We start from the raw sequence: 18,232 nt of genomic DNA, 5'->3' as shown, positions 1-18,232 counted from the left end.
GGCCCCGCACTTGCTGATTCAAATCAAAGCGTATTTGCCTGAGCTGTTATTATCTGCCGTATCTATTCAGTACGGATTGATCCATGTCCTCTCGCGAAATCCGCATCGCCACCCGTAAAAGTGCCCTTGCCCTGTGGCAGGCCGAATACGTCAAAGCACGCCTCGAGCAGGCCCATCCCGGCCTCACGGTGTCCCTGGTGCCCATGGTCAGTCGCGGCGACAAGCTGCTCGACTCGCCGCTGTCGAAGATCGGCGGCAAGGGCCTGTTCGTCAAGGAACTGGAAACCGCATTGCTGGACAACGAAGCCGACATCGCCGTGCATTCGATGAAAGATGTGCCCATGGACTTCCCTGAAGGCCTGGGCCTTTTTTGTATCTGCGAGCGCGAAGATCCGCGCGATGCCTTCGTCTCCAATACCTACGCGTCCCTGGATGAGTTGCCCCAGGGCAGCATCGTCGGCACCTCCAGCCTGCGGCGTCAGGCGCAGCTGTTGACCCGTCGCCCGGACCTGCAGATCCGCTTCCTGCGCGGCAACGTCAACACGCGCCTGGCCAAGCTGGATGCCGGTGAATATGACGCGATTATCCTGGCAGCAGCCGGTCTGATCCGCTTGGGCTTCGAAGACCGCATCACGTCGGCCATCAGCGTCGAAGACAGCTTGCCGGCCGGTGGCCAGGGCGCCGTGGGTATCGAATGCCGCACCGCCGACACTGAAATCCACGCACTGCTCAAGCCTCTTGATCACCACGACACTGAGGTGCGCGTTACCGCCGAACGTGCCCTGAACAAACACCTTAATGGGGGCTGCCAGGTGCCCATCGCCTGTTACGCGGTGCTCGAAGGTGAAAACCTGTGGCTGCGCGGCCTGGTCGGCGACCCGGACGGCGGCACCCTGTTGACCGCCGAGGTCCGTGGCCCGCAGGGCGACGCGGCAGCTTTGGGTATTCAGGTGGCCAACGCGCTACTGGACCAGGGCGCCGGTGCCATCCTGCAAAAAGTCTACGGCGAGGCCGGCCCGCAGTGACCGATTGGCGTGTGCTGCTGACGCGGCCTGCCGAGGAGTGTCTGGCCTTGGCGGCGTCGTTGTCGGCAGCCGGGATCTTCAGCAGCAGCCTGCCGTTGCTGGACATCGAGCCGCTTCCCGTCACCCCCGAACAACAGGCCGTGTTTCGTGACCTGGGCCGCTATTGCGCGGTGATTGTGGTCAGCAAGCCGGCCGCCCGCCTGGCGTTGCAGCAGTTGGATCGCGCCTGGCCGCAGTTGCCGTGGTTCAGCGTCGGCGCTGCCACGGCCCAGGTATTGGCCGATCATGGCCTCAACGTTCACTATCCCCCAACCGGCGACGACAGCGAGGCCTTGCTAGCACTACCCGCCTTGCGCGAGGCTATCGCACGGCCTGGCGCCCGGGTGTTGATCCTGCGCGGCGAAGGCGGCCGGGAGCTGCTGGCTGAGCGTTTGCGCGAGAGAGGTGCTAGTGTCGACTATCTGGAGTTGTACCGTCGTTTCCTGCCGACCTACGCCGCTGGGGCACTGGTGCAACGCATCCAGTTGGAACGCTTGAACGGCGTGGTGGTCAGCAGTGGGCAGGGTTTTTTACACCTGCAAGCCCTGGCCGGTGTCGATTGGCCCCAGGTGGCACAGTTGCCGTTGTTCGTGCCGAGCCCGCGAGTCTGTGAGATGGCGCGGGCTGCCGGCGCAGAAAAAGTTGTGGATTGTCGCGGCGCGAGTGCCGCGGCGTTGTTAGTGGCGTTGCGCGCCCATCGTGCGGCCACTCTCTGATACGCAAAGGACGGATACGTGAGCGAAACAGCCTTGCCCAAAGATGAAACCCAACCCGCAGCTGCTGCGTCGGTTGAGTCAGCTGTCACCGCGCCACGCCGTGGCAATGGCCTGGCGATCGTTGCCCTGTTGCTCGGTGCGGCCGGTGTTGCCGCCGGCGGCTGGGGGCTCTGGCAGGTCCGTGCCTTGCAAGCCGGCAGCCAGCAACAGCTGGGCCAGGTGCAGACGCTTGCCGAACAGACTCAAGGCCTCAAGCAGGGTCAGCAACAGTTGGCGGCACGCCTGGCCCAGTTGCCGGCTGCGGACGAGCTCGAAGAGCGTCGCCGCCTGGTAGCCCAGTTGCAGGGCGATCAACAGCGCCTCAGCCAGCGCCTGGAAACCGTGCTGGGTGCCAGCCGCCAGGATTGGCGCCTGGCGGAAGCCGAGCACCTGATCCGTCTGGCCAGCCTGCGTTTGTCGGCCTTGCAGGACATCAACAGCGCCCAGTCGCTGGTGCAGGGCGCCGACGAAATCCTGCGTGAGCAAAGCGATCCGGGCGCCTACGCCGCCCGTGAACAATTGGCCAAGAGCCTGGCCGCGCTGCGCAGTACCGAGCAGCCGGACCGCACCGGGCTGTACCTGCAACTGGCGGCGCTGCGCGATCAGGTGGTGCAACTGGCCGCGATCGCACCGGAATATCAGCTCACCGAACCTGCGTCCCAAGGGCGCCCGACCACCGATACCGAAAGCCGCTGGAGCCAATGGTGGGAGCAGATCTCGCGCTACTTCCGCATCGACTTCAACCCTGACGACAACATCCGCCCACTCCTGGCCGGCCAGGGTTTGAACCAGGTGCGCCTGGCCCTGAGCCTGGCGCTGGAGCAGGCGCAATGGGCTGCGCTCAACGGCGAGACGGCGGTCTACAGCCGCTCGTTGGGCGAGGCGCGTAGCGTGCTGCAAGACAACTTCAACCAGGACAACCCGCAGAGCAAGGCGATGCTGGCGCGTATCGCCGAGCTTGAGCCCAAGGCCGTGTCGGTGGTGACGCCGGATCTGGCGGCGAGCCTGGCAGCTGTGCAGGCATACCTTGAGCGCCGCCATTTGTCTGCCGACGAAGCCAAGGCGTCGGCGGGTAAGCCGGCCACCCAGGAGTGAAGCCGATGAAGCGTTTCTATGTGGTCCTCGTGCTGGCGATTGCAATCGCCCTGGCACTGGCTGTGGGCATCTCGAAACATACCGGCTACGTGCTGATTACCTATCCCCATGTGCTGAATTACGAGTCGAGCCTGTGGGCGACGCTGGTGGCGGTGTTTGCCATCGGCCTGGCGATCTACCTGGTCCGCCTGTTGTTGAGCCTGGTGACCACCTCCGGCGGCGTGGTCAACCCGTGGTCGCGGCGCAACCGCAGCCGCCGTGTGCAGATCGCGATTGAGCAGGGCCAGATGGACCTTGCCGAAGGCCGCTGGGCCAGCGCCGAGCGTCACCTGCATCGCGCCGCCGAAGCGGAGCGCCAGCCATTGCTCTACTACCTCGGTGCCGCGCGTGCGGCGAACGAGCAGGGTCGTTATGAAGAGGCGGATGGTTTGCTGGAGCGCGCTCTGGAGCGTCAGCCCCAAGCCGAGTTGGCGGTAGCCTTGAGCCATGCGCAATTGCAGATGGATCGCGGCGACACCGAGGGTGCCCTCGTCACATTGCAGGCCATGCACGCCCGTCATCCCCATAACGCCCAGGTCCTGCGCCAATTGCAGCGCCTGCATCAGCAGCGTGGCGATTGGTCGTCGGTGATTCGCCTGCTGCCCGAGTTGCGCAAGGACAAAGTGTTGCCCGCCACCGAACTGGCCGAACTGGAGCGTCGCGCCTGGGGTGAAAACCTCAGCCTGGCGGCCCAGCGCGAGGAGCAGGGCGAAGCGGGCTTGCAGTCCCTTGAGCGGGCCTGGCAGCAACTGACCTCTGCCCAGCGTCAGGAGCCGCAGTTGGTGCTGGCGTATGCCGAACAGCTGCGCCAACTGGGCGCCGATGCGAAGGCCGAAGAGGTGCTGCGCGGGGCGCTCAAGCGCAGTTATGACAGTCATCTGATCCGACTGTATGGCTTGCTGCGTGGCAGTGATCCGGCGCGGCAACTGAAGTTTGCCGAGAGATGGCTCAAGGACCATCCGGGCGATGCCAGCCTGCTGCTGACCCTGGGCCGCCTGTGTCTGCAAAACAGCCTGTGGGGCAAGGCACGCGACTATCTGGAAAGCAGCCTGCAGGTGCAGCGCAACCCCGAAGCCTGTGCCGAACTGGCACGCCTGCTGGCGCAACTGGGCGATACCGAACGCAGTAATCAGCTGTTCCAGGAAGGCCTCGGCCTGCTGGATAACCGCCTGCTTGCTTCACCTTTGCCGGTGCCTGCGCGAGTCTGAAGTAGGAAGGATGCAAGGGGTGGCTCGGATACGTCTGACGGCCAACCCCTCAAGTCTACGCATTTACTCGGCCGAATCGCATTCGTCATAAACTCCTACGTAGCGTTGTGTTATGTCCTCCAAACTCTGGTGGGATGTCCTTACGTTTTCGCGGAATTGTCTGCTCTAGCGCGTATTGAAAGGGGTCAGGCCTTTCCTCTACCGTAACGGCCTATCTTTTGCGGTACGGATAAACAATGTCTCTGGCCCCCTCACGTTCCCTGTTTCTCCTGGCGTTCATGGCAGGTGTTCTGACGTTGGGCGCGTCTTTCTACCTGGAATATGGCGCGCTTCTGCGGCCCTGCTTCCTGTGCCAGGTGCAGCGGGTATTTCTCGCCACGTTCACGCTGATCAACTTGATCGCGGTCGCTCATAACCCCAGACGTTTCGCCGCGGGTCTGTACGGGTTGGCGGGCATGGGGTGTGCGTTGTTTGGCGCAATTGCCGCAGCACGCCAGGTATTGCTGCAGAGCAGCACGTCGGGTGTAGCCCCTGAATGTTGGCCAAGCCTGCAGGACATGCTGGAAAAGCTGTCGTTCTGGCAGGCGGTGCACGCGATTTTCAACGGTACCGTCGATTGCGTGGAAATCAACTGGACGCTATTCGACTTGAGCCTCCCCGAGTGGAGCCTGTTGTTCTTTGTCGCGATGCTGATCCTGGGGGTCATGCAGTTTGCGGGGCTGTTGTCCGGCCAGCGATTGAGTCTGGGTTAGCACGCAAATCAACATTAGGGTTGTAGGACGGGATTAAACACTTGTATGAACTTTCTGTCCTGCGTACCTTGAAGCCATAGTCATGCGGGCATAATCTGGCCCGCATGCAGTATCGGAACCGTTTATCCGATGCGGCCTTGTCCGGCCGCGGCGTTATCCTTTAAGTGTTGCGCGGGCACCAGGCGGCAGCGCCCCTATAGGGAAGAGAGATCATCATGCTGGAAAGTTGTCAGAATGCTCAGGAACGCTGGGGTGGGGTGCACAAGCTGATCGACAGCTGGTTGAAGGCACGTCACGAACTGGTTCGGGCCTTTGATGCGCTTGGCGCCAAGCCCGAGGAACTGGCTGAGAATCGCAAACCGTTGTTGGGTTTTTGCGGTGTACTGATGGACTACGTGTCTGAGGGACACTTCGGTGTCTACGAGCAATTGACCAAGGAAGCGAAAGCCTTTGGTGATGATCGCGGCCTCAAGCTGGCGGATACTATTTACCCGCGCCTTGATGCAATCACTGAGAAGCTTGTCGCCTTCAATGACCTGTGTGATGCCGGTCAATGCGTGGCCGAGAAATTCAAAGAGTTGGGTGGCCTGCTTCACGAACGATTCGAGCTGGAAGACTGCCTGATCGAAGTGCTGCACAACGCTCACAAGGAAGAGCCCGCCACCCAGGCTTGACCCCTGAACTGCAGATAAAGAAACGGCGCGTTTACGCGCCGTTTTTTATTGGGTCAGTGGCGGATGCCGAGTAATTCGATCTCAAAGACCAAGGGTGTGTAGGGCGGGATCAACTCGCCTGCACCGTCGGCGCCGTAGGCCTGGGCAGAGGGGATGACCAGGCGCCATTTTGCGCCCGTCGGCATCTGTTGCAGCGCGCTGGTCCAGCCGCTGATCACACTGTCCAGGCGGAACCATTGGGGCTGCGTGCTCTGATCGAATACCGTCCCATCGGGCAGTCGTCCCACGTATTTGACCTGCACTTCATCCGTCGCCAATGGCTTCGGACCACTGCCTGGTGCCAGCTCCGTCAGCAGGATTGCGTCGGCCAGTTCGCGCACGCCGGCAACGGCTTTTTCCTTGGTCAAGAACTGCTGTTCTGCGGCGAGTGCTTTTTCGCTTTGAGGTGCCTGTGCGTCGGCTGCGCTCTGTGCTTCGTGCTGGGCCAGCAGCTGTTCGATGCGCGCATTATCGAGTGCCAGCGGCTTGCCTTGATAGGCTTGCTTGAGGCCGTCGAGCAAGGCTTGGATCTGCAAGTCGGGGACTTCCTGGCGCAAGCGTTCGCCGAGGCTGGCGCCGAGGCTGTAAGCGAGGTCGTGCCGGTTCTGGTCAGTGGTTTTGGACGACGATTGCTCGCTCCCGTTGGCCACCGAAATCGCCAGACCCAACACAAGAAAAAGGTAACGCGACATGGGCATCCTCCCGCCGAAAGTGCGACGGATTATGCCAGTGCGAGGCGGTAAAAAGTGCCGTGTATTTTCGTTATGACGATAAGAATTTTCGCACGGTGCAACGCCAGGCAAACGATACTGTCAACATGCCCTAGCGGCGGTAAGAGCAGAGGGCTAGTATGAGCCGCACCCACGTCAGCCAGGAGGTAAACCATGTCGGCCAAACAGAAGCCTGTAAATACCCCGTTGCATTTACTCCAACAACTTTCGGGCAGCCTGCTCGAACATCTGGAAAGCGCTTGTTCCCAAGCCTTGGCCGATGCAGAAAAGCTGCTCGCCAAGCTGGAAAAACAACGCGGTAAAGCGCAAGAGAAGCTGCACAAATCCCGCACCAAACTGCAAGACGCCGCCACTGCCGGCAAGGCCAAGGCACAAGCCAAAGCCAAAGACGCAGTCAAAGAACTTGAGGACCTGCTGGATGCCCTCAAGGATCGCCAAGCCGAAACCCGCGGCTACATTTCCCAACTCAAAAAAGACGCTCAAGAAAGCCTGAAACTGGCCCAGGGCGTTGGTCGTGTGAAGGACGCCGTAGCCAAAGTGCTGGGCGCTCGCACCCCGGCAAAAGCCGCTGCGCCAAAAGCCCCAGCCAAAGCTGCTGTCGCCAAGCCAGCTGTTAAAACTGCTGCTGCAAAACCAGCCGCCAAGCCAGCTGCCAAAACTGCTGCTGCAAAACCAGCCGCCAAGCCAGCTGCCAAAACCGCTGCTGCAAAACCAGCCGCCAAGCCAGCTGCCAAAGCCGCTGCTGCGAAACCAGCCGCCAAGCCAGCTGCCAAAACCGCTGCTGCAAAACCAGCCGCCAAGCCAGCTGCCAAAGCCGCTGCTGCGAAACCAGCCGCCAAGCCAGCTGCTAAAACCGCTGCTGCGAAACCAGCCGCCAAGCCAGCTGCCAAAACTGCTGCTGCGAAACCAGCCGCCAAGCCAGCTGCCAAAACTGCTGCTGCGAAACCAGCCGCCAAGCCAGCTGCGAAAACTGCTGCTGCAAAACCAGCCGCCAAGCCAGTTGCCAAAGCCGCTGCGGCAAAACCAGCCGCCAAGCCAGCTGTTAAAACTGCTGTTGCGAAACCAGCCGCCAAGCCAGCGGCCAAACCTGCTGCCGCGAAACCAGCCGCAAAACCTGCTGCTGCAAAGCCGGTCGCTGCTAAAGCCGCACCGGCCAAGCCTGCAACACCAGCGGCTACCCCGGCAGCGTCCACCACGCCAGCTGCTGCTCCAGCTGCTGCGCCGGTAGCACCAAGCACCACTCCAACCAGCGCTTCCTAAGTGCCGGAGATCATGACGCGCAGCTGTTGCAGCGCGTCATGGTCAAGGTTGGCGGCATCCTCGGCCGCCAATCCTTCCAGCCACGGCTGGTGACCTTTCACACCGGTTGGCCATTCCAGCGCCAGCGTTTCCAGGCGTGCCAGCAATTGCCGTTCGGCATCCAGCTCCAGACTTTTGACCCGCTCTCGCAACTGCGCCAGTGATTCGTCCTGCTGCGCCAAGGCGCGCCACTGCGTGCGCAGCTGTCGCAAGGGTTCAATCACCTGTGCGCGCCACGGGCGGGCGAGCTGTTGCAGTGCATGAACGCGTCCAGGCTCAAGCGCAACACCGCGTTGCTCCAACCATGCAGCGCAGAGCAGCAGGCACACATCCGTCCCGTGTTCCTGCAAGCGCAGGCACGTGCTTTCGACGCCCGGACGGGCGTAAGTCGAGAGGGCAAAGCTCCACAGGTCAGCGCACATATTCACACCCAAGCCAGCGGCCAACGAAGCTGGTAGACTCCGCCGCCATTATGATCCGACTTCAAAGCCTAACATTACAGCGTGGCCCGCAACGTCTTCTCGAAGACGCCGAGCTGACCCTGCACGCCGGTCACAAAGCCGGCCTGATCGGTGCCAACGGCGCCGGCAAATCCACGTTGTTCGCCCTGTTGCTGGGTGAGCTGACCCCGGATTCCGGGGACTGCTTGCTGCCGGCCGACTGGCGTATCGCCCATATGCGCCAGGAGATCGACACCCTGGACCGCATCGCGATCGACTACGTGCTCGATGGCGACTTGCGCCTGCGCCAGGTGCAGCACGACCTGGCCGAGGCCGAGAAAGCCCAGGACGGCGCCGCCCAGGCGCGTCTGCATTCGGAGCTCGACAGTGCCGACGGCTACACCGCCGACGCCCGTGCGCGCAAGATGCTGGCGGGCCTGGGGTTCACCAACGAACAGATGGATCGCCCGGTCGCCGACTTCTCCGGTGGCTGGCGCATGCGCCTGAACCTGGCTCAGGCGCTGATGTGCCCATCCGACCTGTTGCTTCTCGACGAACCGACCAACCACTTGGACCTCGATGCGATCCTGTGGCTGGAAGATTTCCTCAAGAGCTACCAGGGCACCTTGTTGCTGATTTCCCACGACCGGGATTTCCTCGACGCCGTGGTCGACAACATCGCCCACGTCGAACAGAAGAAAATCACCCTCTATCGTGGTGGCTACACTGCGTTCGAACGCGCCCGCGCCGAGCGCCTGGCCCAGCAGCAACAGGCCTTTGAGAAGCAGCAGGCGCAGCGTGCGCACATGGAAAGCTACATCGCCCGGTTCAAGGCCCAGGCCACCAAGGCCCGTCAGGCCCAGAGCCGGATCAAGGCGCTGGAGCGCATGGAAGAGCTGTCGGCGGCCCATGTCGATTCGCCGTTCGACTTTGTCTTTCGCGAGTCGGTGAAAATTTCCAGCCCGCTGCTGGACCTCTCGGATGCACGCCTGGGTTATGGCGACAAAACCATCCTGGAGAAGGTCAAGCTGCAGCTTACGCCGGGCGCGCGTATCGGTTTGCTCGGTCCCAACGGCGCGGGCAAGTCGACGCTGATCAAGAACCTGTCGGGCGAGCTTGAGCCGCTGGCCGGGCGCCTGACCCGTGGCGAGAACACCGTGGTGGGCTACTTCGCCCAGCATCAGTTGGACTCCCTCGATTCCAAGGCCAGCCCGCTGCTGCACCTGCAACGCCTGGCGCCGACCGAGCGCGAGCAGACCTTGCGCGACTTCCTCGGTGGTTTCGACTTCCGTGGCGCTCGCATCGACGAGCCGGTGCTGAATTTCTCCGGCGGCGAAAAGGCCCGCCTGGCCCTGGCGCTGATCGCCTGGGACCGGCCGAACCTGCTGCTGCTCGACGAACCGACCAACCACCTGGACCTGGAAATGCGCCTGGCGCTGACCATGGCCTTGCAGGAGTTCAGCGGTGCGGTACTGGTGGTGTCTCACGATCGCCACTTGCTCAAGAGCACCACCGACAACTTCCTGCTGGTGGCCGACGGCAAAGTCGAAGAGTTCGACGGCGACCTCGACGACTACGCACGCTGGCTGACCGACTACCGCCTGCGCAACGCGCCGGTCAGCAACACCCCGGTCAACCCGGACAAGACCGACAAGAAAGCCCAGCGCCAGGCCGCTGCCGCATTGCGTCAACAGTTGGCGCCGCACAAGCGCGAGGCCGACAAGCTGGAAGCCGAGCTGGGCAAGGTGCACGAGCGCCTGGCCAAGATCGAAGCCAGCCTGGGCGACAGCGCCGTGTACGAAGCCGCGCGCAAGGACGAATTGCGCGACCTGCTGGCCGAACAGGCCAAGCTCAAGGTGCGTGAAGGGCAATTGGAGGAAACCTGGATGGAGGCCCTCGAGTTGCTTGAAACCCTGCAAGCGGAGCTGGAGGCGCTGTCCTGATGGAAGCGCTGCAACTGCCGCTGCCGGCGCAATGGATCGCGCCTGTATGGATTGGCGTGCAAATCCTGCTGATCCTGCTGGCCGGCTACCTGGCCCAGCGTTTTGTCGCCAAGGGCCTGACGCGCCTGGGCCAGCGTTATCCGTTCCCGCCGCAGCTGCTGATGCCGCTTCGCGGCGGTCTGCGCTGGCTGATCATGGGCAGTGCATTGATCTTTGTGCTGGAGCGCGTGGGCGTGTCGGCCACGGTGTTGTGGACGGCGCTGTCGGGGTTTGTCGCCGTGGCCGCCGTGGCGTTCTTCGCCATGTGGTCGGTGCTGTCCAACCTGCTGTGCGCAATCCTGATCTTCACCGTCGGGCCATTTCGCATCGGTGACATCGTCGAGTTGGTCGACACGGTCGACAAACCCGGGGTGAAAGGTCGGGTGGTGGCGATCAACCTGCTGTACACCACGCTGATCGAAGTCGCGGAGGCCGGGACTGACAGTGCGATGGTGCAGGTGCCGAACAGCCTGTTCTTCCAACGTTCGGTGCGTCGCTGGATCACACCCGCTTAAAAAAACCTATAGCCAGGCCTCGTTGCTCGGAGTTAGCTTAACGCTCACGACGAATTTGAAATGAGGTGTGTAATGGCACTCGATACATGGCTGGCCTTTTTCGTGGCCAGTTGGGTCATCTCTCTTTCCCCTGGTGCCGGCGCCATCGCCTCGATGTCCAGCGGCCTGCAATACGGTTTTGCGCGCGGCTACTGGAACGCCATCGGCCTGCAAATCGGCCTGGCGATGCAGATTGCCGTGGTCGCCGGCGGCCTGGGTGCCATTCTGGCGACGTCTTCCACAGCGTTCTATGCGATCAAATGGTTTGGCGTGGCGTACCTGGTGTACCTGGCCATCAAGCAATGGCGCGCCTTGCCCGTGGACATGACCGACGACGCGGCCGTGCGCCCGATCGGCAAGCCGCTGGCGATGATGTTCCGTGGCTTCCTGGTCAACGCGAGCAATCCCAAGGCGTTGGTGTTCATGCTGGCGGTGCTTCCGCAGTTCGTAAATCCGCAGGCGCCGCTGGTGATCCAGTACCTGATCCTGGGCGCCACGATGATCTGCGTGGATATGATCGTGATGGCGGGGTATACGGGGCTGGCGTCGAAGGTGTTGCGGTTGTTGCGTACGCCTAAGCAGCAGAAGCGTATGAACCGGACGTTTGCCGGGTTGTTTGTTGGCGCGGCGGGCTTCCTCGCCAGCCTGCACCGCGCCACGGCATAACTGTCGAAACCGGATTAAAAAATGTGGGAGCGGGCTTGCTCGCGAATACGGTCTGTCAGTCACTGATGTGCTGACTGATACACCGTATTCGCGAGCAAGCCCGCTCCCACATTGGTTTTATGTTGCCTGTGAGATAGCTGATCAGCGCAGGATCTTCGGCGCTTCATCCCTCGGCAGGTTGTTGCGCAACACCGGCTGGTCCGGTGCTTGATAGCCGCCCCCCAACTGCTCCGCCAACTGCCGCGCTACATCCTCGCCCAGGGTTTTCGACACTTCCTTCACCACCCGCGGCCGGTTCAGGCTCACACGCACATCACGGCTGCTTACCAATTTGGTGTCCTGGCCTTCGCCCATGGCGGTAAACGCCGAGGTGATCTCGAAGGTGCGTGTATTGATCAGGCTGAAATCCGCCACCAGGGTCAGGCCCAGCACTGCCGAGTAGCTGTTGGTGCGGTCGATGGCGTTGAGGTCCTGGGTGAAGTCGATGTCGGACAGGGTGCCGAACAGCACGTAGTCCGCGCCTTTGAAATTGCCGGCCTTGATGCGCTTGATCACGTCATAAACGTCAGCTGTGGCATCGGCGGTGTAAGGCGTGCCCTGCACCAGTTGGAACTGGCGCGACTTGAGGATCTCGCCCTTGATGTCACCGCTGAATTTACGCAGCTCGTTCTGCTCGATGTAGCTGGAGCGGCTTTCGTACTCGCTGTAGCTCGACGCGCCACTGGCGTTGTACGCGCTTGCCCGGAAGTTGTTGCTGGCCGAGACCTGGTGGATGTATTCCTCGACACGCGCCTGATAGGCCAGGTCGGTCACCGCAATCTTCGGGGCGGCCGTGGCGCCAAAGGCACACAACAGGCCGATCATGCCGATCCATGCACGCATTGCTTAGCGCTCCGTGGTCTTGCGGATTTCTTTTTCGTCCATCCATTCAGCCAGACCGCTCTCGACGTCGATCAACTGCAGGCTGAATTTGTAGAACACGTCCTTGTAGTCCGAGCTGCGCTTGACGATGGAGCTGATGGAGCCTTCCAGGCGGTACTTGGCAGCGACCATGTTGCCGGTCTTGCTCACCGTGGACTTCTTGTACAGACCGCTCTGGTTTTGCAGCTTGAGCTGGTCGACCTGGCTTTGCATGTCGGTGTTGTCGCTGGCGAAGCGCGCGGTGCCAGTCTTCATCAGCTGGGTCTTGATCGACGTGGTGATCTCACGGGTGTCGATGTACTCGCTGGTCTTGTTTTTCACGTCGTACACCTGCACCACCGGGCGGCCTTGCAGGATGCCGGACTGGGCGAGGGAGCGGGTCATGCTTTCGGCGATCATCTGCAGGTCGGTGGAACCGAACTCGTTGGTGACCAGTTCCACGGCCTTGGTGTCGCCGTAGCTGATGTTTTTACCACCCAGCACTGGCGAAGTGTTGGAGCAACCGCTGGCCAGGACGGCAACCACGGCGAGAATCGAGAAGCGTGCAAACATGGGGAAATCTCTCAGCAGCAAAAAGGATGAACGGCTCAAGGGGTTTTCACTTCAAGACGGAAGTCCGCCGCCTGCGGCAGGTTGGCAATGGCCGGCAGGAAGGTCGCCTGGTTGGCGTACAGGCTCAGCACCTTCCAGGCTTCTTCATCACCCACCGGGAAACCGTCGGCGCCCAGCCAGGCAAAGCGGTAATACATCATCTGGTTGCTGCTGGTGATGTTGCTCAGCTGCACCTTGGCGGTGAGGAAACCGTTCTCGCGGGCCACACGAATGGCGCCGACGGCGATGCCCTTGAACTTGCCCATCACCACGATTTTGCTCGCGGCGCTGCCAGGGGCCGGTGGTGGCGGGGTGGCGCAGCCGGCGAGCAGGACCAGCGCCAGGGCGCCGAGGATGAAATGACGCATAGCGTGCTCCTTAAGGTTGTTTGAGGGCGATGGCTTGGGTGGCCGCGCTCGGGACCACGTGGGCGGCGAGACCGCCGGCGAACACCTGATTGCCGACCACGCGCAGGGTGATCACCTGGTAACGCTGGTCGGCCTTGACCGTGACCAGCGTGCCGCCCAAAGCGTTGGGCAGGCTGACCTGGTGCTCGCCGCGCTTGAGGCGCAGGCGGGTGACCTGGGTCAGGTCCGGCAGGGTGCGCCAGGTGCGCGTGTCGGCGCCTTCGGCGACGGCCGAGGCGATACCCAGTACCAGGCCGGCCATGGGGTTGGTCTTGTTCAGGTTGTTTTGCGCCACGCCACGGCTGACGGCGCGCACGGTGGTGCGCAGGATGATCCCCGGCATGTCGTCACGCAGGGCGCGACGGGACATGGCGGTGGTGCTGTTGAGCGCAGTGAGGTTCTGTTGCTGGCCGTCGACGCCGATCTGGGCGAAGGCTTGGGTGGACGTGTCGGGCTTGATAATCGGGAACGACAGCGGGGTGATCACCAGGTTGCCGTTGATCGGGATCGGCAGCGGCAGGCGAATCGAATCGCGGGCCGGGGCCAGGCCGCTCTGGATCACGATCAGCACGTCGGTTTCATCGGCGCCGACCTTGGATTTGTCCAGGTCGAGCAGGGCCTTCTCCAGCAGCGGGGTGTTCGGGCGCAGTTCGGCGGCCTTGCGGTAGCCGGGGGCAGCCAGGTCTTTTTCGCCGAGGGCTTCGTAGACGAAACCGGCCAGGTAATGGCTGAACGCGCTTTGGTAGCTGTTCTTCAGGCCGACCACTTCCGGTGCGTCGAGGGCTTGCACCGGGTAGCCGTGCAGGTCTTTGAGCTGGGTGGTCACGCCCTGGCGCTCGGCGTCGTCTTCGCGCTTGAGGTATTCCTTGTCACGCAGGTCGGCGATCACGGCTTCGCGCTCGTGGGTCTTCTTGATTTCGGTGCGGGCGCCGTCGAAGTCATTCAGGGCCAGCAGATTCAAGGCCATCTGGGTGGTCAGCATGACTTTTTCGTAGTCGTAGCCTTCGTAGCGGCGCACCTTGTCGTTGGCCAGGAAGCTGCCGAACTGGGCGAGGTACTTGTCGCTGTCGAACTTGACCGACTCTTCCCACTTGTAGACTTGCAGGTCGGCGCTGCGCCAGGCGGTCTGGCTGCCGCTCAGGTCGCCCTTGGCCCGTAGCAACTCACCCTTTTCGAAGAAATACAGCAGGTCTTTGTCTTCGCTGCTGTTGTTCTTTTCCAACAGGGTCAGGGCCGCGTCGACATTGCCGGTGGCCAGTTGCTGGTTGGTGGCCTGCAGCTCGGTGTCGTAGCTGCGAAACATCGAGCAACCGGACAGCAAAGTGACTGCCACGAGCGCAAGCGGGGTAACGGCGCGAAATGCCATGCAAACTTCTTCCCTGAAAGTAACCAGCTGATGTGCAGATTCCTCATAAAAATGAGGCAATAAAGACCCTTTCGCGATAACAGGGCGCGGCATTATAGGCGCCATCAGTGGCAAAACAATGGCTTTTTGCTCGGTTTATGGTGGTAAGTGCCATCATCGGTTCAAGGGTTTTGCAAACGCCCATTCACTAACGCCTTGAGTCAAAGCCGTTAAACCTCAACAATGTGTTACTTCGTATTTCCCTTTGAGATTCATTCATGACTGCCCCCTTCCGTTTTCTCGCCTGGCTGATGCTACCGGCGCTGATGTCGTGCAGCTTCAATCTACTGGCCGCGACTGCCGAAGGCGCCCCACAGGCCCTGCATTTGCTGGACTACATTGGCGCCGACTACCCTCCCACCGTGGAAGCGGGCAAGGTCATCGATGAATCCGAATACCGTGAGCAGGTGGAATTCCTCGGGGTGTTGCAGGGGTTGGTGGCGCAGTTGCCGGCGAAGCCCGAGCGGGCCGACTTGATAAAGGGCGTCGATGAGTTGCTGGCGGCCGTGACCGCTCACGCCGAGGGCGCAACCGTGGCTCGCCAGGCCCGGCAATTGGGCGCCCAACTGGCGGTGGCGTATGAAGTCAGCCAGGCTCCGGCGATCACCCCTGACCCGACGCGTGGCGCGCCGCTCTACGCCCAGCATTGCTCGGTGTGCCACGGTGCTGCCGGGGCCGGTGATGGCCCGGCGGGCATGGGCATGATGCCGCCGCCTGCCAATCTGACGGACACCACGCGCCTGGATCGCCTGAGCCTCTACGCGATCTACAACACCCTCGGCCTGGGCGTCGAAGGCACGGACATGCCGTCTTTCGCCGATCAATTGGACGACCGTCAGCGCTGGGACCTGGCCACCTACATCGCCGGTTTCACCGCCGACCCGGCTGCCGCGAAGAGCGAACAACCGTTCAACCTCGCCGACCTGGCCCGCCAGACCCCAAATGAAGTGCTGGCTGCCAGCGGCCCAAGCGCCGCCGCGACCTTCCGCGCCCAGCGTGCTCAACCGCCGCAGGTCAAGCGTGGCCCGGCGCAGTTGCTGGATTACACCGCCAGCACTCTGGACAAGAGTCTCGCCGCGTTCCGCAATGGCGACCACGAGCAGGCTTACGACCTGTCCGTCGCCGCCTACCTGGAAGGCTTCGAGCTGGTGGAAAGCTCGCTGGACAACGTCGACGCCAACGTGCGCAAGGACACTGAGAAAGCCCTGATGGCCTATCGGCAGTCGTTGCAGGACGGGTTGCCGATCGAGCAGGTGCAACAGCGCCTGGACGTGGCCAAGGGCAAGCTCACGCAATCCGCCGGCTTGCTCGGCAGCGATGGCCTGAGTTGGTCGTTGAGCTACATCTCCGGCTTGCTGATCCTGCTGCGCGAAGGCCTGGAAGCGATCCTGGTGCTGGCGGCAATCCTCGCGTTCCTGCGCAACACCGGCCAGCAGTCGGCGGTGCGCAGCGTCAACGTCGGCTGGGGCCTGGCGCTGTTGGCCGGGCTGGCGACCTGGGCGCTGGCGGCGTATGTGATTGACGTCAGCGGCGCCCAGCGCGAACTGCTTGAAGGCTGCACGGCGCTGTTCGCCAGTGTGATGGTGCTGTGGCTCGGCGTGTGGATGCACGACCGTCGTCACGCCGCCGCCTGGCAGGACTACATCAAGAGCAGCCTGGTTGGCGGCGGCGGGCGCTTTGGTTTTGCGATGCTGGCGTTCTTCTCGGTGTACCGCGAGCTGTTCGAAGTGATCCTGTTCTACGAAACCCTGTGGCTGCAAGCCGGTCCGGCGGGGCACAACGCGGTGCTGGCCGGCGGCGCCACGGCGCTGGTGCTGTTGGTGGGCCTGGCGTGGGTGATCCTGCGCGGTTCGGCGAAGCTGCCATTGGCACTGTTCTTCGGCATCAACGCAGCGCTGCTGTGTGCGTTGTCGGTGGTGTTTGCCGGGCATGGCGTGAAGGCGCTGCAAGAAGCCGGCATCTTCGGTACGCGGCCGGTGGCATTTTTTGACTTTGACTGGCTAGGGATTCATGCCGATGCGTACTCGTTGAGTGCGCAGGCGGTGGCGATCCTGGCGATTGTGGTGTTGTATGGCCGCAGTCGGTTGGCTGAGAAGCGCCACGCCACTGCTTAAGCGGGCACAGTCAGTGTGGGAGCGGGCTTGCTCGCGAATGCGGTGTATCAGCTTGCCTATATATTGCTGACCCACCGCTTTCGCGAGCAAGCCCGCTCCCACACAAGCCCGCTCCCACATGTTGAACTGTGTTGTGGATATGAGGAGTGTTTATGCGCGTATGGATCGATGCCGACGCCTGCCCTCGGGCAGCCAAGGATCAGGTGGTCAAGTTCGCCCTCAAGCGTCAGTTCGAGGTGGTACTGGTGGCCGGACAAAGCCAGATCAAGCCGAGCTTTGCCTGCGTGAAGCTGATCGTGGTACCTAGCGGCCCTGACGCGGCGGATGATTATCTGGTGGAGCACGCGGTGCCCGGCGACTTGGTGATCTGCAGCGACGTGCCCCTGGCGGATCGTTTGGTGAAGAAGGGCGTTACGGCCCTCGACCCGCGGGGCAAGGAGTTCAGCCCGGCGAACATGAGTGAACGCCTGGCGGTGCGCAACCTGTTCACCGATCTGCGCGAACAAGGCCACATGGGCGGTGGCCCGCCGCCCCATGGCGAGAAGGACAAGCAGGCGTTTGCCAATGCCCTGGACCGAATCCTCACGCGCCTGATGCGCCAACCCTGATGTAGTGAGCGGGCTTGCCCCGCGCTGGGGGGCGAAGCCGCCCCAATAGAGCGCTGCGGTGTTTCAGGGAGACCGAGGTGCCTGGTTTTAGGGCGGCTTCGCCCCCCGGCGCGGGGCAAGCCCGCTCACTACAGGGTCAGGCGTTTTCGTGGGTCAGTTCGAGCACGCGGTCCACCAGCTTGTTGATGCCTGACGCCACCTCGCTGATGCTTTTGCCCACCATATAGGCCGGTGTGCTCACCAGTCTGCGCGCCGTGTCCTCGACGATGTCGTCCACCGCGCATTCCTGGTGGGTGGCGCCCATCTTGTCCAGGGCCGCTGCCGTGTCAACGCAATTGCCGATGGTGCAGGTCACGCCGGGGCCGTAGATCTTCGCGGCCAGGGCCGGGGAGATGCAGATCAGCCCTACCGGCTTGCCCGCTTCGGCAAAGGCTTCGGCCAACGCCAGTACCTGCGGGTTGACGCTGCAACCGGCGCCTTCCACGGCAAAGTTCGACAGGTTCTTCGCCGCCCCAAACCCTCCGGGCACGATCAGCGCGTCGAAGTCGGCGGCGTTGGCCTCGCCAATGTCCTTCACTTCACCGCGAGCGATACGTGCCGACTCCACCAGTACATTGCGCGACTCGGGCATTTCTTCGCCGGTGAGGTGGTTGATCACGTGCAGTTGCGCAATGTCCGGGGCAAAGCATTGGACCTGAGCGCCGCGCTGGTCCAGACGCAGCAGGGTGATCACGCTTTCGTGGATCTCGGCGCCGTCGTACACGCCGCAGCCGGAAAGGATCACTGCAATCTTTTTGCTCATGGGCATTTCTCCTGGGGTCTTGGCGTTAAATGTCTACTAATTTGTCACCTGTTGCCAATGGGCTCTCGCGGCGCTACACCTACTCT

At 62.3% G+C, this 18,232-nt stretch carries 19 protein-coding genes; 12 read left to right on the top strand and 7 right to left on the bottom strand.

The genetic code is table 11. The annotated features are described in order from the left end of the window. Positions 1–83: 83 nt before the first annotated feature. From hemC to rsd, 6 genes are all read left to right on the top strand, one after another. Positions 84–1,025, top strand: a complete 942-nt coding sequence (hemC, locus tag AC3ISR_RS27390) for a hydroxymethylbilane synthase (protein ID WP_192297964.1) — start codon at positions 84–86, stop codon at positions 1,023–1,025. Further along, the gene (locus AC3ISR_RS27385) at positions 1,022–1,780 is read left to right on the top strand and encodes a uroporphyrinogen-III synthase (protein ID WP_305391729.1); all 759 of its coding nucleotides are present in this window, start codon (positions 1,022–1,024) and stop codon (positions 1,778–1,780) included. The genes hemC and AC3ISR_RS27385 overlap by 4 nt, the downstream gene beginning before the upstream one ends. An 18-nt stretch (positions 1,781–1,798) precedes the next feature. Further along, positions 1,799–2,914, top strand: coding sequence for a uroporphyrinogen-III C-methyltransferase (locus AC3ISR_RS27380; RefSeq protein ID WP_226454650.1), 1,116 nt, complete (start codon positions 1,799–1,801; stop codon positions 2,912–2,914). Positions 2,915–2,919: 5 nt separating this feature from the next. Then, positions 2,920–4,161, top strand: a complete 1,242-nt coding sequence (locus AC3ISR_RS27375) for a heme biosynthesis protein HemY (RefSeq protein WP_463983679.1) — start codon at positions 2,920–2,922, stop codon at positions 4,159–4,161. Positions 4,162–4,397: 236 nt separating this feature from the next. After that, complete coding sequence (locus AC3ISR_RS27370) at positions 4,398–4,913, top strand: disulfide bond formation protein B (protein ID WP_463983678.1); 516 nt, start codon at positions 4,398–4,400, stop codon at positions 4,911–4,913. Between the two features lie 215 nt (positions 4,914–5,128). Continuing rightward, positions 5,129–5,587, top strand: coding sequence for a sigma D regulator (gene rsd, locus AC3ISR_RS27365; RefSeq protein WP_192297961.1), 459 nt, complete (start codon positions 5,129–5,131; stop codon positions 5,585–5,587). Positions 5,588–5,640: 53 nt separating this feature from the next. On the opposite strand, the gene AC3ISR_RS27360 is transcribed toward rsd, so the two are convergent. After that, positions 5,641–6,318 (bottom strand): FKBP-type peptidyl-prolyl cis-trans isomerase, encoded by a 678-nt coding sequence (locus AC3ISR_RS27360; protein WP_192297960.1) that lies wholly within the window; start codon positions 6,316–6,318, stop codon positions 5,641–5,643. A gap of 192 nt (positions 6,319–6,510) precedes the next feature. Here AC3ISR_RS27360 and AC3ISR_RS27355 point away from each other — a divergent pair, with 192 nt between their 5' ends. Beyond that, positions 6,511–7,617 carry an AlgP family protein gene (locus AC3ISR_RS27355; protein ID WP_192297959.1) on the top strand — a complete coding sequence of 369 codons (1,107 nt, stop codon included), beginning with the start codon at positions 6,511–6,513 and terminating at the stop codon, positions 7,615–7,617. Here the strand turns inward: AC3ISR_RS27355 and AC3ISR_RS27350 are convergent. After that, complete coding sequence (locus AC3ISR_RS27350) at positions 7,614–8,078, bottom strand: TIGR02444 family protein (RefSeq protein ID WP_463983676.1); 465 nt, start codon at positions 8,076–8,078, stop codon at positions 7,614–7,616. The two genes, AC3ISR_RS27355 and AC3ISR_RS27350, sit on opposite strands and share 4 nt — an antisense overlap. 50 nt (positions 8,079–8,128) lie before the next feature. On the opposite strand from AC3ISR_RS27350, the gene AC3ISR_RS27345 reads away from it, so the two are divergent. From AC3ISR_RS27345 to AC3ISR_RS27335, 3 genes are all read left to right on the top strand, one after another. Further along, entirely contained in the window at positions 8,129–10,039 is a 1,911-nt protein-coding gene (locus AC3ISR_RS27345) for an ATP-binding cassette domain-containing protein (RefSeq protein WP_192297957.1), read from the top strand. Further along, positions 10,039–10,593: a mechanosensitive ion channel family protein gene (locus AC3ISR_RS27340; protein WP_192297956.1), complete on the top strand. Its 555-nt coding sequence runs from the start codon at positions 10,039–10,041 to the stop codon at positions 10,591–10,593. Before AC3ISR_RS27345 ends, AC3ISR_RS27340 begins: the two co-directional genes overlap by 1 nt. 72 nt (positions 10,594–10,665) lie before the next feature. Further along, positions 10,666–11,298, top strand: coding sequence for a LysE family transporter (locus AC3ISR_RS27335; RefSeq protein WP_192297955.1), 633 nt, complete (start codon positions 10,666–10,668; stop codon positions 11,296–11,298). A gap of 141 nt (positions 11,299–11,439) precedes the next feature. Here the strand turns inward: AC3ISR_RS27335 and AC3ISR_RS27330 are convergent, their stop codons facing one another. From AC3ISR_RS27330 to AC3ISR_RS27315, 4 genes are read right to left on the bottom strand one after another with little or no spacing between them, the layout of a single operon-like run. Next, positions 11,440–12,180, bottom strand: a complete 741-nt coding sequence (locus AC3ISR_RS27330) for a penicillin-binding protein activator LpoB (RefSeq protein ID WP_192297954.1) — start codon at positions 12,178–12,180, stop codon at positions 11,440–11,442. A 3-nt stretch (positions 12,181–12,183) separates the two neighbouring features. After that, on the bottom strand, positions 12,184–12,771 hold the full coding sequence (gene lpoB, locus AC3ISR_RS27325) for a penicillin-binding protein activator LpoB (protein WP_049710984.1): 588 nt from the start codon (positions 12,769–12,771) through the stop codon (positions 12,184–12,186). Positions 12,772–12,806: 35 nt separating this feature from the next. After that, complete coding sequence (locus AC3ISR_RS27320; protein WP_192297953.1) at positions 12,807–13,178, bottom strand: YcfL family putative periplasmic lipoprotein; 372 nt, start codon at positions 13,176–13,178, stop codon at positions 12,807–12,809. A 10-nt stretch (positions 13,179–13,188) separates the two neighbouring features. Beyond that, on the bottom strand, positions 13,189–14,583 hold the full coding sequence (locus AC3ISR_RS27315; RefSeq protein ID WP_192297952.1) for a COG3014 family protein: 1,395 nt from the start codon (positions 14,581–14,583) through the stop codon (positions 13,189–13,191). Positions 14,584–14,840: 257 nt separating this feature from the next. Between AC3ISR_RS27315 and AC3ISR_RS27310 the strand changes: the two genes are divergently transcribed. Both AC3ISR_RS27310 and AC3ISR_RS27305 read left to right on the top strand, forming a co-directional pair. Next, positions 14,841–16,736: an FTR1 family protein gene (locus tag AC3ISR_RS27310; protein WP_463983675.1), complete on the top strand. Its 1,896-nt coding sequence runs from the start codon at positions 14,841–14,843 to the stop codon at positions 16,734–16,736. A gap of 152 nt (positions 16,737–16,888) precedes the next feature. Beyond that, a complete protein-coding gene (locus tag AC3ISR_RS27305) occupies positions 16,889–17,344 on the top strand; it encodes a YaiI/YqxD family protein (protein WP_192297950.1) in 456 nt (151 codons plus the stop codon). 136 nt (positions 17,345–17,480) lie between these two features. Here the strand turns inward: AC3ISR_RS27305 and elbB are convergent, their stop codons facing one another. After that, positions 17,481–18,146, bottom strand: coding sequence for an isoprenoid biosynthesis glyoxalase ElbB (gene elbB / locus AC3ISR_RS27300; RefSeq protein ID WP_463983674.1), 666 nt, complete (start codon positions 18,144–18,146; stop codon positions 17,481–17,483). Positions 18,147–18,232 lie beyond the last annotated feature (86 nt).

It is taken from the genome of Pseudomonas sp. GL_117 (genome assembly GCF_057835125.1).
This window is presented reverse-complemented; position numbering and strand designations above follow the sequence as displayed.

Coding starts and splice junctions, on each gene's coding strand:
- hemC (WP_192297964.1), top strand. CDS start 84: ATGTCCTCTCGCGAAATCCGCATCGCCACCCGTAAAAGTGCCCTTGCC.
- AC3ISR_RS27375 (WP_463983679.1), top strand. CDS start 2,920: ATGAAGCGTTTCTATGTGGTCCTCGTGCTGGCGATTGCAATCGCCCTG.
- AC3ISR_RS27370 (WP_463983678.1), top strand. CDS start 4,398: ATGTCTCTGGCCCCCTCACGTTCCCTGTTTCTCCTGGCGTTCATGGCA.
- rsd (WP_192297961.1), top strand. CDS start 5,129: ATGCTGGAAAGTTGTCAGAATGCTCAGGAACGCTGGGGTGGGGTGCAC.
- AC3ISR_RS27360 (WP_192297960.1), bottom strand. CDS start 6,318: ATGTCGCGTTACCTTTTTCTTGTGTTGGGTCTGGCGATTTCGGTGGCC.
- AC3ISR_RS27355 (WP_192297959.1), top strand. CDS start 6,511: ATGTCGGCCAAACAGAAGCCTGTAAATACCCCGTTGCATTTACTCCAA.
- AC3ISR_RS27350 (WP_463983676.1), bottom strand. CDS start 8,078: ATGTGCGCTGACCTGTGGAGCTTTGCCCTCTCGACTTACGCCCGTCCG.
- AC3ISR_RS27345 (WP_192297957.1), top strand. CDS start 8,129: ATGATCCGACTTCAAAGCCTAACATTACAGCGTGGCCCGCAACGTCTT.
- AC3ISR_RS27340 (WP_192297956.1), top strand. CDS start 10,039: ATGGAAGCGCTGCAACTGCCGCTGCCGGCGCAATGGATCGCGCCTGTA.
- AC3ISR_RS27335 (WP_192297955.1), top strand. CDS start 10,666: ATGGCACTCGATACATGGCTGGCCTTTTTCGTGGCCAGTTGGGTCATC.
- AC3ISR_RS27330 (WP_192297954.1), bottom strand. CDS start 12,180: ATGCGTGCATGGATCGGCATGATCGGCCTGTTGTGTGCCTTTGGCGCC.
- lpoB (WP_049710984.1), bottom strand. CDS start 12,771: ATGTTTGCACGCTTCTCGATTCTCGCCGTGGTTGCCGTCCTGGCCAGC.
- AC3ISR_RS27320 (WP_192297953.1), bottom strand. CDS start 13,178: ATGCGTCATTTCATCCTCGGCGCCCTGGCGCTGGTCCTGCTCGCCGGC.
- AC3ISR_RS27315 (WP_192297952.1), bottom strand. CDS start 14,583: ATGGCATTTCGCGCCGTTACCCCGCTTGCGCTCGTGGCAGTCACTTTG.
- AC3ISR_RS27310 (WP_463983675.1), top strand. CDS start 14,841: ATGACTGCCCCCTTCCGTTTTCTCGCCTGGCTGATGCTACCGGCGCTG.
- AC3ISR_RS27305 (WP_192297950.1), top strand. CDS start 16,889: ATGCGCGTATGGATCGATGCCGACGCCTGCCCTCGGGCAGCCAAGGAT.
- elbB (WP_463983674.1), bottom strand. CDS start 18,146: ATGAGCAAAAAGATTGCAGTGATCCTTTCCGGCTGCGGCGTGTACGAC.